A 14608-nucleotide genomic window follows, 5' to 3' on the forward strand; every position below is an offset into this window, starting at 1 on the left:
GCTCTCTATATACCTTTCTTACTATATAGTAAGACGCCTCGCATATAGTAGCAGCCTTGCTATATAGTGGGAGGCTCTTGATATGTTGAAACTAAAGTGTCATATAGCTGCAAAAGAGCATAAGAAAAGGTCTAGATGTGATCTAGACCCTTCGTAATAAGACTGCCGTTTTAAATTTTATATAAACTTTTTTATAATTCATAAACTTCATCAGCTACTTCATTTAAAAATTCTATGTCGTGTGAGACTATAAAAATTATTTTATCCATAGCTTTGTATTTTTTAATCAGTTCAGATATTTTTTCCATATTGGTATAATCCATACCGCTAGTTGGTTCATCATAGTAAACAAAAGTCGAGTCTTTACACATAACTGACGCTATTGCAAGTCTTTGCTTTTGTCCTCCCGATAAACTCATCGGGTGCCTTTCAATAAATTCGTCTAAGCCTAAATCTTTTAAAATGATTTTTGCCTTTTCCTCGTCAAAATTCTTTACACCTAGACTAAGCTCTTTGAATACTTCATCTGTGAATAATTGATGGTTCACATCTTGCATAACAAGTGAAGAGTTTTTGAGTCTTTCTTTTTTAGATAATTTCTCGCCTTTAAAATAAATTTCTTCTTTTGATTTTTTCTCAAGACCAATTAAGCATCTTAAGAGCGTTGACTTTCCTCGTCCATTGGATCCTATTATGCCATAAATTTTGCCAAGCTTAAATGAGATGTCCTTTACACTTAAACGCTCATCATCAGTAAATTTGTAGCTAAGATTTTTTATCTGATACTCTCCACCGCCTTTTAGATAAGGAACTTCTAATTTACTTAATTCTTTATCTCTTAAGCTTAAAGCGTTCAAATCATTTTTGTCTAGCTTTAAAAATTCACTTCTAGTATAAGTTTTTTTAATTTTGCCCTTATCTATTAAAAATACACGGTCAACTATATCCATCAAATAATAAATTCTATGCTCAGCTACAATTATGCTTATGCCCTTTTCTTTTAGTATCTTTAGCATCTTTGTCAAAACACTTATGCTTTTAATGTCCAAATTTGATGATGGCTCATCCATAACTATGATCTTTGTGCCTGCTATATAAGAAGCAGCAATGCAAAGTATTTGTTTTTCACCGCCAGATAGATTAAATATATTTCTGTTCAATAGATTTTTTATCGGGAAAATTTCTAGCATCTCATTCAAACGCCTGTCCATCTCTTCTCTTGCAAGACCAATATTTTCTAAATAAAACAATAATTCTAATGTCGTATTTATATTAAAGAAATATGTCTTAGGATTTTGAAAAACAGTTGAGACAAGCATTGAGATTTGATAAAGCTCCAAATCTTTTATATTTTTACCATCAATAATTATTTCGCCCTTTGTCTTTGCGTTATCATATCTTACAGCTAGTCCGTTTATAGAATTTATTAAAGATGACTTACCGCTTCCGCTTTTTCCTGTAAATAGCACGCACTCTCCCTCGGCTATGGATAGTGATATATCATCTATTATATGTTCTTTGCCATAATCAAGGCTTAAATTTTTTATTTCTACCATATTAAGCCTCCCACAATAAGTCCAGCAACCGCCAAAACATAAACAAAGTCAATTAGCTGTACCTTTACACGAGTATATCTAGTCTTGGCAATTGGGTTTTCTATTGCCTTTGTTTCCGCCGCTTTTGCAATGTCATCTGCAATGTTTGAAGATATAATTAGTAGTGGCACTGAGACATATTCAAGATATTTGATTGGATTTTTAAAATTTATACCTCTTACCTTCATAGCCATCTTAATGTTTTTCTTCTCTTCTTTGAAAGATGGGAAGAACCTAAACATGACCGCAACAGGTATAGAAAGATTTTTTGAAATTTTGAGCTTATCCATAGATGAAATTATTGCACCTACATCAGAGGTCTTTACCATGAAGCTTGCCGCCATAAATGGCAATAAAAACATTCTAAAGATAATAAATAGACTTAAAAACATCTTAAGTATTGGATTTAATTCAGATAACACCATAAAATTTGGTAACGAATAAAGTATTCCACATAAAACTATCCATTTAAAAAGTGTTTTTTTGTATCCATTCAAATAAAATAAAATACCAATAATACAAACAATTGCTAGCTCGAAACATATGTTTAAGCTATGCACAACAGTTAGGCCTGTAAGAAATACGACTAATAACTTACTTATTGGGTTGAGATTAAAGGAAGAATTCGAAGAAAAGTTAGGCATTATACAATGCCTGCTTTTTCAAAGTGTTTCTTCAATAGAGCCTTGCCTATATATGCTCCAATTATTCCTCCTAGGAAAGCACCTAAGGCTACTAAAGCCATGTGAGGATATGTTATTAGATTTTCCAATGCATCAGTATAATCTTTTCCCATCATCATCAAAGACATCTCCATATATTTTTCTTTTGCTAAAAGCATTTGCATTAAAGAGCTACATATCCATGTGCTGAAGATTGCATAAGAAAGCATATTGTATTTAAAGGAATTGTAATTACCAATCTTTCTAATTAATTCTGCTATTGTCATTACTATAAGTGATAAGACTGCAAGTACATAAGTATGTCCCATAGCAAACATCACAAGCGGTGATATCATACCTAGAATAAATAATGCCCATGGTTTTTGAACCTTAGCCATAAATAACATAACTACAGTTCCTGCAACTATGGCTAAAACTGTTGGGTAAACTAAAAACAATATTGGGATCATTCCCATCATACCAACACCAAACATCAAGACGAAATAAATTACGGCAAAAACACCGATACTTACTAAATCTTTTACTTTTAATTTTTTATCATCCATTTTAGTCCTCCTAATAAATAAATTCTTCTGCCATTTTTGTTTTTTTCTTTATTTTATTTTTAATTTTTTACATTCATATTTGAAAGAGCCTTGGCTTGCATTGCTAAACCTACCATTATCATAGTAAAATCTACAACTGGTTCTGCCCACCAAACAGCCCCTGCTCCAAATATTCTTGGCAATATAAGTAAAGCTGGAACAAGTAGTATTAACTGTCTTAGCATTACAATCATTCCAGCTTTTTTTCCATCCCCAATCGCTTGAAAAAAAGTGATTGTCATAATCATAATTCCATAAAGAATAAATACTGAATAGAACATTCTGAAATTATTAACTCCGCTTGAAATTATATCCTGACTTACTTTAAATAAACCAAGTAACTGTTTTGAAAATACTTGTGCTGGTAACCAAAAAATTGCTGCAAGTACTGTTCCTCCTATAGAAAATATATTCATAGTTTCCTTTACTCTATCGTATTGTTTTGCTCCAAAGTTTGTACCAATAATCGGCTGTAACCCCTGACTCATTCCCCAAATTGGTATAAATGAGAATCCATAAAATCTCAAAGTTGCCGACATTAATATTGCATTTGGATCTCCTCCATATCTAAAAGCTTGTCTATAAAGCAATGTTTGTTGAACCATGAAAAATACTTGCATGATCATAGCTGATACTCCTACTCCAAACATTTCCTTTGATATATCTTTTTCTTTTTTTATTTTTCCTATTTTTACATTTTCACTTTTACTCTTAAAATAATAAAGAGTAATAACTGCTTGAATTATTTGTGCTGTTACAGTTGCTATAGCTGCTCCCTCAATGGCATAATCGCCCATTGCTTTCATTAGTATTGGATCAAGAACTATATTGATAAAGGCACCGAGTCCCATGATACTCATTGCTCTTTTCATAAGCCCTTCACCACGCATAACCATATTGGCTGACTGGGTAAAGTTTACAAAAATTGAGCCTAGAAATATTATTCTTAAATATCTTATACCTAATGCCTTTATTTCTCCTGTTGCTCCAATTAAATCTAAAAAATATGGTCCTAGAAGTATTCCTCCTATTGTTATGATCGTTGAAAAAAATATAATCCAATAGATAAGATTTCCCATAAGCTTGTCTATAGTATTATTATCACCCTTTCCCATGGCTCTTGATAAAATTGATGCCGAACCTATCCCTATAAGCGTTGCAATCCCATTATTAAAAAAGGTAAGTGGCATAGCTATTGAGCAAGCCGCCATAGCATTCTCACCAATTATTTGTCCAGCAAATATTCCATCCATAAGTGGGTATAGACCTATAACCACCATGCCAATTACTGCTGGTATAGATAATTGAAACATTAAAGACAATGGCTTCTTGGTCAATAACTGTTCTTTCATGTTTTGTTTCATTTTTAATTTCTTCAATATATAAACTCTTCTGCCATTTTTGTTTTTTCTATTAAATTCTTGTAAACTTTTGATTTTTGTAAAAGCTCTTCATGCTTGCCTTCACTTTCTAATTTTCCGTTTTCAAGAACTACAATCTTGTCTGCATTTTCTATGGATTTCATTCTGTGTGAAATGATGACAACAGTTTTATCTTTAATTAAATTATTTAAAGACTCTTGAATTTTTTTCTCATTGTCAACATCAAGGCTTGCTGCTATCTCGTCTAAGATCAATATCGGTGCATCTTTTAAGAAGGCTCTGGCTATTGATAACCTCTGTCTTTCTCCGCCTGATAGTTCAGCACCGTTTTCACCAATAACTGTATCGAAACCCTTATCCATTTTTTCTATAAAATCTGTGCAATTTGCAAGTTTTGCTGCTCTTTTAACTTCTTCGTCACTTGCATCTTGCTTTCCGATCCTAATATTTTCCATAATGCTTTGATTAAATAGAACTACATCTTGGAAAACAATAGACACCTTATCAAAAAGGGATTCTGTTGATATTTCTTTTATATCTTTGCCATCGATTAAGATTTGTCCCTCGTCGTAATCATAAAGTCTTGATATAAGTTTCAATATAGTTGTTTTGCCACAGCCACTTGCTCCTACTAAAGCAGTTACCTCTCCCTGCTTAGCTTTAAAGCTTACACCATTTAAAACTTTTGTGTCTTTATTGTAGGCAAATTCAACATCTTTTAGATCAATATCAAATTTTTTCAAATTATAGTCATCGCCTTCTTGTAAATCTTGATTTTGAATTTCTTTTAATCTTTCAATTTTAGGCGATAAATAAAATATCTCCATCATTCCCTCTTTAGATGCATCAAGAGCGTCTTTTATCTTCATAGCCGCTAGTAAATATCCTATAAGGTAGAGAGCACTTATTTCTTTATTAATAATTAGATTTACGCCAACAAATATCACAACAGCAAGGGAAATAAAGCTAAAAATTGATGAAAGTGACATAATTAAAATAAGTCCTATCTCTGTCTTTAAGTGCACTTTTTCACTTTTATCCATTTTTTCATATAGCTTATCTTTCATTTCCTCTGATAAGCCATAGGCTTTGATCTCCATTTGCATCTCGATATTTTCTTGAAAGCTTTCTGAGTTTTCTCTTAAGACGTCATAATATCTTTTTTGTCCCTTAACCTGATGTTTTTTAGATAGTGGTATAAATATAAAACTTAATATAGTTGGAATAATTACAGCTAAACCCATCTTTACATTGCTAACTAACATCATGATGGATATAAGTGGAAAGAAGAGTGCCATACCGCCCACTTTTGGTATCGAGTGGCTCATTGCATGCTCTATACCTTCAATATCAGACATAATTGTTTGCGCTAAGTCTGAAATATCATGCTTAGAAAAGTAAGATAGAGGTAGTTTTGATAAATTCTCCGCTGTCCTTATTCTTAAGTCCGCACTTTCTTGATATGTTGTGCTATATAATTTATCGTATTCGATAGAAAGCAAAATATACATTGCTATCAAGGTCAAAACTGAGAATACTATATAAAATCCCTTGCTTTTAACAATATTTTCCAAAACTTCCTGAGCAAAAATCATTAGTAATATCGCTGGAAGCATGTTTATACAATAAACGAAAAATGAAGCCAGTGTTGCTTTACTTAAATTTCTTGCTCCTTTATCTGTAAGAGCAAATCTTTTTTTATAAAACTCCTTCATTTGAAACCCTCCATTCATTCGCACTGTTAAAGAGCTCTTGCAATCTCTTATACTTTGTATCGCTTGACATTAATTCTTTGTCAGAACCTCTTTCTATAATTTTCCCGCTATCCATCACAAGTATTTCATCAAGGTCTTTAATTGTTGAAAGCCTATGAGCAATCATGATAACTGTTTTATCCTTCATCAGATTTTTAAAAGCTTTTTGCAATTCAAACTCGTTATCTGGGTCAATAGACGCCGATGCCTCATCCATAATAATAATTTTGGAATCCTTTAAAATTGCTCTAGCAATTGCAATCCTTTGTTTTTCTCCACCGGATAAATAAACTCCTTTTGAGCCTATGACTGTATTTTCTCTTTCTGGGAATTTGTCTAATATCAAATCGCATCCTGCTAATTTTAAGGCTCTCATAACGTCATCTTTGCCTGCATCTTTATTAGCTAAAGCGACGTTATCATAAATACTTTTCTTGAATAATTTCGAATCTTGAAATACAAAGGAAATGGCTTTAATTAAGGCTTCGTCAGAATATTCACTTATTGGAATCCCGCCTATCTTTATACTTCCTTCATTAACATTGTAAAAACCTGATATAAGTTTTGCTACTGTTGATTTGCCTGATCCAGATGAACCGACTAGTGCATAGGACTTTCCTTCTTCTAATTTAAAGGATAAATTTTCAATGACAGCTTTGTCGTTATAAGCAAAGCTTACCTTGTCAAATTCTATATTGTAGTTTTTAAAATTATTGACATTGCCATGGACCAATTTATCTTTTTGCATATCATTGTAAAGTGCCTCTAAAGTATCTACTGCATAATTGCCTTGAGTAATATACATAGCATACCACATTATCCTCATAAATGAAACAAAGAGAACTCCTGATAAGAATAAAATCATGATAAGCTCAAGTAAAATCACCTTGGCGCTGCCTAAGCTAGTCATAAAATAAACTATAGGAATAATTAAAATTGCAATTAAACCAAAAAATAACCATTGATACAAAACATAAGGTTTTTTACAAGATAGCGAATAATCATAAGCATACTTTGAATAATCTTTTATCGCCTTGTAAAAGCTTTTAAATGACTCTACATTTGCTCTAAATATCTTTACTACTTGCATACCTCTAACGTATTCAACAGTCTCTGCACTTAGTTTAGATAGAGCTTCTTGGTATATCTTCATAAATTCTTGCTCTCCCATCATTGCACCTAAAAGTAAGCCATCGATTATGGTAAGAGCAAGCAAAGTTATGCCAACTCTTATACTTACTATAAAGCCGAGTGCAAGTACAAGTACGGGTGTAACTATTGCCTGAGAACTATCGGGAATCATGTGAGCTACAACCTGATGAGTTTGCGCGGCGTTGTCATCTATGATCTTTCTTATTTGACCAGATGGATTTAAGTCAAAGAACCTAAAACTTGCTTTCTCTAAGCCGTCTATCCCCCTTTTTCTTAAATTTGTTTCAAGCCTAAAACCTAGTATGTGAGAACATGTTCCTGAAACAGAATAAAATATTGCTCCACTTGTTAGTGTGATGACAGATTTTAACGCTATGCTCTCTGCGCCAGATAAATTTGAATTAATTATTAAATTATCCAGAAATTTGTAGATTAAATAAAATCCATATACCGTAAGTACAGCAGATATAGCAGAAAAGACTATAGCTAAAAAACCAAGATATTTTTTATCCTGTACATAAGCAAATAGTTTTTTGTAAATCTTCATAATATTATCTCCTTTCTTTGATATTCCTTTTAGATAAAAAGTTTTTTGCTAGCAAACATTATCCTTGCTTTTTTATTATACATCAGGTATAATTATTAATGCAATAGCCGCGGCTAACTAAGGCTATTAGGGATATTGTCTAAAAGGGATAGGTGTATTATGACTTATTATGATTTTGTAAAAGATTATATGAAGGTGGATGAATGCAAATACAATAAAAAGTATTCAAGTGCAGGACACACTTTTTGTTGGAATAAAGAGGACTCAACTTATGGAGAAGGCCTGTTTTGGTTTTATGAAGGAGACGGCTTCATTATTAATATACATGATTTTTATATCAAAGAAGAACTAATTCAAAATAGCACATATAGTATGGCAGATTATGTATCAATTTACTCAAGCTACATAGTCAGTGCAAACGGAGAAAAATTTAGTCCTTATCAAACTTTGACCGCAAACTCTTTATGCACTTTTGATTTTGATAATATAAGAGATGACTTTCTATTTTTATTGCACGAGAATTCATATTATCTTTCTGTTTCTATAGGCTTTAAAAGAGAACTTTTGGAAAACCACCTAGCATCTATTAACATAGATACAGAATCATTTTATTCATCTTTACTTCAACCGAATCAAATAATTCTTACAAAGGCCTTGGAAAAAGTTGCAATGGAAATATTGAATTGTAAAATGGCCGCACCCGCCGCTGATTTTTTCTTTAAAGCCAAAGCAAATGAATGGATAAGCATTGTAATAGATACCTACCTAAATAGAAAAAATTATAAAATTGAAATTGATGATGATAAAGCGCTTGAAGATGTCGCTAGATTTTTAGAAGATCATTTCGCAACGAATGTAAATCAAAGTACGCTTGAAAAAATATCTAAAATGAGCGGGACCAAATTAAAAAATCTATTCAAAGAGAAATATGGTCAAAGCATTACAGAATATACTCAAAGAAAAAGAATGAATGTGGCTGAAACACTTCTACTAAACACAGGGCTGCCTATAAAAGAGATAGCAGAGTCCGTTGGATACACATCGGCAAGTAAATTCTCCATATATTACAAGAGATACAAAGGAAAACTTCCTAGTGAAGTGCGTAATTCAGCTTTCAATCAGCAAAACTTAAAATGTGATCACTGTGAATAATAAAGAATTCATGTAAAAGAAAAGGTCTAGATATAATCTAGACCTTTCTTGATGAGGTTTCTACGCAAAATTTCACGCGCCTGACATGAAAAAGAGCTTCCACAATTGGAAGCTCAATATAATTATTTAATTACTCTTCTTGCTGCAACGAATCTTGGTAAGTAATAACCTGAGTCGATGTCTGAAATAACAACGCTCATAAGTTGTCCGCTTGATGCGTGTACCATCTTGCCATCGCCAATGTATATACCTGCATGTGATATGCCCTTGCCGTTTGTGTTAAATAAAAGTATATCTCCAGGTAATAAGTTTTCTCTCTCTACAGCAACTCCGCATGATACAAGTGCTGCTGATGATCTTGCAATGTTTGTACCAAGTACAGTTTTGTAACAATAGTAAACCAAGCCTGAGCAGTCGAAGCTGTCTGGTCCACTTGATCCAAATAGATAAGGTTTACCGATTTGTGCTTTTGCAAATTCAATAAGTCCTTGAACATCAGAACGTCCAGAGTAGCTTGATCTATCGATATTTACTACTTCGGCTTTCACTTCTGAGAAAGAAATGTCGTTCTTGTGTGCTTTGAACTTGTTATTGCCATCGCTTAGAGTGAAGAAGTTTCCATCGTAATCAACAATGCTTACCTTGTCACTCTTCTTTAGTACTAATGAATTTGCTCCAGACTTTAGTGTCTTGTTAACCTTAGAATAAGCGTCAGTGCTGTTTTCCACTTTAACGTTCTCTAAATCATTAATGTTAACAAAGCCGATTCTCTTTCTTGAATCTACAAAGATTGAACCATCAGCATTAGTACTTAGTAGTTCAACTGTCTCTCCAGGTAATAAATAGTCAAATGGGTCTACACCCTTTGATGTAGATATGCCTGTGAAAGAAACTACTTTGTACATCTTAGTATCTTTTTGAGTTACGATTAAAGAATCTTTGCTAAGTCTCATATCTTTGCCAGCTTTTCTAACTATGTATGAGTTACTATCTTCATTTATTATGTTTACAATTTCTTTTTCTGCTAGTTTTACATTGTCAATGCCAACGAAAGGTTTAAGCATAACACCATAGTCTTTAAATCCAATCACTGAGATCAGAAATAAAGATAATAATAAGACATAAGGTCTATGTTTAATATTCTTCATCGTATTACCTCCCTTAGGTACTAGTTATTTTATAATAAATTGCAAAAAAAATCAAGAGAAATGTCGAATTTCCCTTGATTATAAAATAAATTATTTAATTTTATCTTAATTTTCATACTTTAGTAGTATGTTATTTTTCTTCCTTCTTAACTATTTCTTTAGTATCAATTTCTTTTTTAATTCTTGATATAAAGTCATCTAGTGACACTTTTCCTTGATCACCTAAGTCTCTGTGTCTAATAGTTACTGTCTTAGTATTAACTTCTTCCTCACCTATTATTAACATGTATTCAACTTTTTCTACTTGTGCTTCTCTTATCTTCTTGCCAATCTTTTCATTTCTATCGTCAAGTACTACTCTGTAGCCTTTAGATTTTAGTTCATCGTAAACGGATTTTGCATAGTCGTTAAACTTTTCTGATATTGATAAAATCTTAACTTGTACTGGCGCAAGCCATAATGGGAACTTGCCGATAAATTGTTCGATAAGTATGCCTAAGAATCTCTCTAATGAGCCAAATAAAGCTCTGTGAAGCATAACTGGTCTCTTCTTTTCGCCGTTTTCAGCAATGTAAGTTAAGTCAAAGTTAATTGGCATTTGGAAGTCAAGTTGAATAGTACCGCATTGCCATGTTCTGCCTATAGCGTCTTCTAAGTGGAAGTCAATCTTTGGTCCGTAGAAAGCACCATCGCCTTCGTTTATAGTGTATTTAATACCTCTCTTCTCAAGTGATGACTTTAGTGCCGCCTCAGCCATGTTCCAAGTTTCTATCTCGCCCATAAAGTCGTCAGGTCTTGTAGATAGTTCAACTGTGTATTTAAAACCGAATGTGCTGTATAGGTAGTCAGCAAGGTCTATCATTTTAAATACTTCATCTTCAACTTGTGATGGCAAGCAGTATACATGCGCGTCGTCTTGAGTAAATGTTCTTACTCTGAATAGTCCGTGTAAAGTACCAGAAAGTTCGTGTCTGTGTACTTGACCAAACTCAGAAAGTCTTATTGGAAGCTCTTTGTATGAGTGTTGACTGTTTGCATAAACTATAGTTGAGCCTGGGCAGTTCATCGGTTTGATAGCGTAGTCCTTGTCATCTATCTTTGTGAAGTACATATTTTCTTTGTAGTGATCCCAGTGGCCACTTCTGTGCCATAGGTCTTCGTTTAAGATGATAGGTGTTAATATTTCACCATAACCATTCTTAGATAAAACAGCTCTCCACCAAGAAAGAAGTTCGTTTCTAACTACCATACCGTTTGGATGGAAGAATGGGAAGCCTGGTCCTTCATCATGCATGCTGAATAGATCCATTTCCTTACCAATCTTTCTGTGGTCTCTAAGCTTTGCTTCTTCAAGTCTTGCTAAGTGCTCATCAAGCATCTTCTTCTTAGGGAAAGATACTGCGTAGATTCTTTGAAGCATTTCGTTGTGCTCGTCACCTCTCCAATATGCACCTGCGATTGATAATAGTTTAAATGCTTTAATCTTTGAGATGTCATAAAGGTGTGGTCCCTTACATAAGTCAACGAAGTCACCTAATCTATAGAATGAAATGTGTGCATCTTCTGGAAGGTCTTCGATTAGTTCAACCTTGTACTTTTCTCCAAGCTTCTTAAAGTGCTCAATTGCTTCGTCTCTAGGCATTTCATATCTTTCAAGAACTCCGCCCTCTTTAACTATAGCAGTCATTTCTTTTTCTATCTTTTCAAAATCTTCAGGAACAAATCTATGTTCTGTATCGAAGTCGTAGTAGAAACCATCATCAATAGATGGTCCTATAGCGAACTTAACGTCCTTGTATAATCTTTGTATTGCGTAAGCCATAAGGTGGGCAGATGTATGCCAAAATATAGCCTTGCCTTCCTTATCTTCAAACTTAACAAATTTTACTTTACTGTCTTCTTCTAGCGTTTCTTGTAAACCCATTGTTGTGCCATTAACAACAGCCCCTAATACATCTCTTAATAAAACTTCAGATATGTCCTTGCACACATCATAAAGCTTAACACCCTTATCATACTCTCTACTAGAGCCATCAGGTAGTGTTACAATAATCTTTGACATTTTTACCTCCTATAAATATCATTGATGGTGAAATAAAAAAAGCCCACCATCCCCCAAGGGACGATGAGACCGTGGTTCCACCCTAATTACTTCTTTTTAAAGCTATAACGTGCTTAACTCCGTGATTCCTTTCGGATCCGATTCAAGGTTAGTCTTCATATAAGTGCTTATAGGGAAATCACAGCCAGCATCCCCTCTCTGAATAAGCTTAAGTATACTACTCTTCCTCTCATTATCTTTGATTATTAAACTGAATATATAGTATCACAAAGACTTAGCTTTGTCAAGAATTTTTTGGCGCATCTAAAAGGAATCGAACCTTCGACCTGCCGATCCGGAGTCGGCTGCTCTATCCACTGAGCTATAGATGCCGATAGTTTCTTAATCATGTTTATGGTATTGACACTAACATGATTATTCAATGGACTAGTAAGCAAGTGATTTTATGTATAAAAAAAAGAAGTGCGAACACTTCTTTTGGTGCGGGAAAGAGGACTTGAACCCCCACGTCGTTGACACTAGATCCTAAGTCTAGCGCGTCTGCCAATTCCGCCACTCCCGCATATTGGTGATCCATCCGCGACTCGAACGCGGGACACCCTGATTAAAAGTCAGGTGCTCTGGCCGGCTGAGCTAATGGACCAAATTAAAAGAATTATGGGGTGGATAATGAGATTCGAACTCATGACCTCCAGAGCCACAATCTGGCGCCCTAACCAACTAGGCTATACCCACCATATCTCTGGAATTAAGATTGCTTACCTTCGGCCAAAGTACCTAAGCTATCTCAATAACTACCTTGCCATTATAACAAATATAAGACGCAATGTCAAGACCTTTTTCAAAAATTCTCAACTTTTTTTATTTAATTTCTTATACTTGCTAATAAGTAAGCCTCTATCTCATCAAGCACTTGTTAATTATAACTCTATTATGTGCATTTGTCAAGTGCTTTTTTAAAAATTCTTTATATTTTTTATTCTCGTTTAAATTAATTTTGATAAAACAATAAAATACCCTCTAAGCAATTTTAGAGGGCATATCAACATATTAACTTTTCTTTTTAAGTCTTCCAAGGTTCTTTTGATTGTATAAGAACAGTATCACTGCTGAAAGCAGTATTAGGAAGATACCTATATACTCTATAGGTTCTATCTTGTCTTTAAAAATTATGAAGCCTAGTATCGCTGAGAATATAACTGAAGTGTAGTTATATATACTTACCTCTCCTGCTGGTGCATGTAGGTAGGCTAGTGTTAATAGGTATTGACCTAATCCACCGAAGACTCCTATAAGTAATAGCCATAGCCAATCTATAGGAAGCGGTCTTTTATATGTTAAGACAAGTGGAACGAATAAGCAGATGCATGTGACGAAACCAAAGGCTAGCATAATTCTATATGGGTTCTCAGTTTTTCCAAGCGAACCGATTATGGTATAGGCACCTGCTGCAAAGACTGCAGAGAATATACCTGACAAGGCTGGTATTAGGTTGTAGTTACCTGACGGGTTTGTTACGAAGTACGCACCTAAGAAGGCAACGACTAATGACATAAGATGAAATCTTGTTAGCTTTTCATTTAAGAATATTGCAGCAAAGATCATTACAAAGAAGGGTGAGCTCTTTTGTAAGATCGCTGCGTTGGCTGTCGGCAAGTTCTTTGTTGCGTAGAAATACATAACTGCTCCGAACAAGCCTAAAAAGCCTCTAAAAAATAAAGCTACTCTGTGTTCTTTAATAGGAACTAGCTTTTCTTTATGCTTTTTAAGCATTATAATGCTGAATATTGATAACAAGAAGTTTCTAAAAACTACTTGTAAGAATATACTTACACCTTCTGATGTAAGCTTGACAGCTATCTGCATTAGCGAAAATGCTAGTGCAGACGCTATCATACACAATATACCTTTTGTTTTATCACTCATTACTTATATATAACCTCCACTACTTCTTTAGAAAGGTCCAAGCTGCCGTCGTCTTTTAATTTTATACTAAAGTCGATAGCTTTGTCACCATTCTTTACAGTGAATGTAAACTTATCAAGATCTGCGTCTGATATAGCAAGCTTAAGTCCAAATTTCTTGCCTAAGTTGAATGATTCACCATCAGATTCTGAGTCTTTCGCCTTAACTATAAACTCAGTTTTGTCTTCTTTAGGGAAGATTAGATACTCTTTTGCGTCATCGTTTTCGCTAAGTAATAATTCCTTTACGTTGTACGCTGCAAACAAATCTTCTTTGTCGTTATTGTTTGTAACGTTTGCTATGCCAATAAGCTCATCATCTTTGAAGTCGTCAAAGTATTTAATATTTACTTTGTCCTTCATATCGCTAGAGTCTTTCTCAGCTTCGTCCTTGTCTTCTTTCTTCTCTTCAGAAGCATCCTTCGCTTCAGTCTTTTTTCCTTCACTAGCTTCCTCTACTTTATCACTTGCATCGCTGTTTGTTTTAGGTGCACATGCCAATGTTAATAGTGAGATTGCTAGTAAAGCTGCAATAATTATCTTTTTCATAATAACCTCCATATCTTTACATCTAATTGTCATTAT

General features: G+C 33.9%; 11 protein-coding genes and 4 tRNA genes. 1 reads left to right on the plus strand and 14 read right to left on the minus strand.

Annotated elements, in window-relative coordinates; translation table 11 throughout:
* Positions 1 to 191: 191 nt before the first annotated feature.
* From KO172_RS07640 to KO172_RS07665, 6 genes are read right to left on the minus strand one after another with little or no spacing between them, the layout of a single operon-like run.
* Positions 192 to 1556: an ABC transporter ATP-binding protein gene (locus KO172_RS07640; protein ID WP_215493165.1), complete on the minus strand. Its 1365-nt coding sequence runs from the start codon at positions 1554 to 1556 to the stop codon at positions 192 to 194.
* Positions 1550 to 2239, minus strand: coding sequence for an energy-coupling factor transporter transmembrane component T (locus KO172_RS07645; protein ID WP_215493166.1), 690 nt, complete (start codon positions 2237 to 2239; stop codon positions 1550 to 1552). Before KO172_RS07645 ends, KO172_RS07640 begins: the two co-directional genes overlap by 7 nt.
* Positions 2239 to 2823, minus strand: a complete 585-nt coding sequence (locus KO172_RS07650) for an MptD family putative ECF transporter S component (protein WP_215493168.1) — start codon at positions 2821 to 2823, stop codon at positions 2239 to 2241. The genes KO172_RS07645 and KO172_RS07650 overlap by 1 nt, the downstream gene beginning before the upstream one ends.
* 59 nt (positions 2824 to 2882) lie before the next feature.
* Positions 2883 to 4241, minus strand: a complete 1359-nt coding sequence (locus KO172_RS07655) for an MATE family efflux transporter (RefSeq protein WP_445080618.1) — start codon at positions 4239 to 4241, stop codon at positions 2883 to 2885.
* Positions 4238 to 5959, minus strand: coding sequence for an ABC transporter ATP-binding protein (locus KO172_RS07660; RefSeq protein ID WP_215493170.1), 1722 nt, complete (start codon positions 5957 to 5959; stop codon positions 4238 to 4240). The genes KO172_RS07655 and KO172_RS07660 overlap by 4 nt, the downstream gene beginning before the upstream one ends.
* Entirely contained in the window at positions 5943 to 7697 is a 1755-nt protein-coding gene (locus tag KO172_RS07665; RefSeq protein ID WP_215493172.1) for an ABC transporter ATP-binding protein, read from the minus strand. Before KO172_RS07665 ends, KO172_RS07660 begins: the two co-directional genes overlap by 17 nt.
* Positions 7698 to 7856: 159 nt before the next feature.
* On the opposite strand from KO172_RS07665, the gene KO172_RS07670 reads away from it, so the two are divergent.
* Positions 7857 to 8849, plus strand: a complete 993-nt coding sequence (locus KO172_RS07670; RefSeq protein WP_215493175.1) for a helix-turn-helix domain-containing protein — start codon at positions 7857 to 7859, stop codon at positions 8847 to 8849.
* 122 nt (positions 8850 to 8971) lie between these two features.
* Here the strand turns inward: KO172_RS07670 and KO172_RS07675 are convergent, their stop codons facing one another.
* The 8 genes from KO172_RS07675 to KO172_RS07710 all read right to left on the minus strand — a co-directional run bounded on the left by KO172_RS07675 (position 8972) and on the right by KO172_RS07710 (position 14572).
* Positions 8972 to 9997, minus strand: coding sequence for a C40 family peptidase (locus tag KO172_RS07675; protein WP_215493182.1), 1026 nt, complete (start codon positions 9995 to 9997; stop codon positions 8972 to 8974).
* 130 nt (positions 9998 to 10127) lie between these two features.
* Positions 10128 to 12059 (minus strand): threonine--tRNA ligase, encoded by a 1932-nt coding sequence (gene thrS, locus KO172_RS07680; RefSeq protein WP_215493184.1) that lies wholly within the window; start codon positions 12057 to 12059, stop codon positions 10128 to 10130.
* Positions 12060 to 12354: 295 nt separating this feature from the next.
* Positions 12355 to 12430, minus strand: a tRNA-Arg gene (locus KO172_RS07685).
* 107 nt (positions 12431 to 12537) lie between these two features.
* Positions 12538 to 12621: transfer RNA gene (locus KO172_RS07690), tRNA-Leu, on the minus strand.
* Positions 12622 to 12625: 4 nt separating this feature from the next.
* A tRNA-Lys gene (locus tag KO172_RS07695) sits at positions 12626 to 12702 on the minus strand.
* Positions 12703 to 12717: 15 nt separating this feature from the next.
* Positions 12718 to 12794 (minus strand) — tRNA-His (locus KO172_RS07700).
* A 315-nt stretch (positions 12795 to 13109) separates the two neighbouring features.
* Positions 13110 to 13985, minus strand: a complete 876-nt coding sequence (locus KO172_RS07705; RefSeq protein WP_215493186.1) for a DMT family transporter — start codon at positions 13983 to 13985, stop codon at positions 13110 to 13112.
* Positions 13985 to 14572, minus strand: coding sequence for a hypothetical protein (locus KO172_RS07710; protein ID WP_215493188.1), 588 nt, complete (start codon positions 14570 to 14572; stop codon positions 13985 to 13987). Before KO172_RS07710 ends, KO172_RS07705 begins: the two co-directional genes overlap by 1 nt.
* Between the last annotated feature and the right edge of the window lie 36 nt (positions 14573 to 14608).

The sequence above is a fragment of the Fenollaria sporofastidiosus genome (genome assembly GCF_943169635.2).
Classification (GTDB): Bacteria; Bacillota; Clostridia; order Tissierellales; family Peptoniphilaceae; genus Fenollaria; species Fenollaria sporofastidiosus.

Coding starts and splice junctions, on each gene's coding strand:
- KO172_RS07645 (WP_215493166.1), bottom strand. CDS start 2,239: ATGCCTAACTTTTCTTCGAATTCTTCCTTTAATCTCAACCCAATAAGT.
- KO172_RS07675 (WP_215493182.1), bottom strand. CDS start 9,997: ATGAAGAATATTAAACATAGACCTTATGTCTTATTATTATCTTTATTT.
- KO172_RS07710 (WP_215493188.1), bottom strand. CDS start 14,572: ATGAAAAAGATAATTATTGCAGCTTTACTAGCAATCTCACTATTAACA.
- KO172_RS07640 (WP_215493165.1), bottom strand. CDS start 1,556: ATGGTAGAAATAAAAAATTTAAGCCTTGATTATGGCAAAGAACATATA.
- KO172_RS07660 (WP_215493170.1), bottom strand. CDS start 5,959: ATGAAGGAGTTTTATAAAAAAAGATTTGCTCTTACAGATAAAGGAGCA.
- KO172_RS07705 (WP_215493186.1), bottom strand. CDS start 13,985: ATGAGTGATAAAACAAAAGGTATATTGTGTATGATAGCGTCTGCACTA.
- KO172_RS07665 (WP_215493172.1), bottom strand. CDS start 7,697: ATGAAGATTTACAAAAAACTATTTGCTTATGTACAGGATAAAAAATAT.
- KO172_RS07650 (WP_215493168.1), bottom strand. CDS start 2,823: ATGGATGATAAAAAATTAAAAGTAAAAGATTTAGTAAGTATCGGTGTT.
- KO172_RS07670 (WP_215493175.1), top strand. CDS start 7,857: ATGACTTATTATGATTTTGTAAAAGATTATATGAAGGTGGATGAATGC.
- thrS (WP_215493184.1), bottom strand. CDS start 12,059: ATGTCAAAGATTATTGTAACACTACCTGATGGCTCTAGTAGAGAGTAT.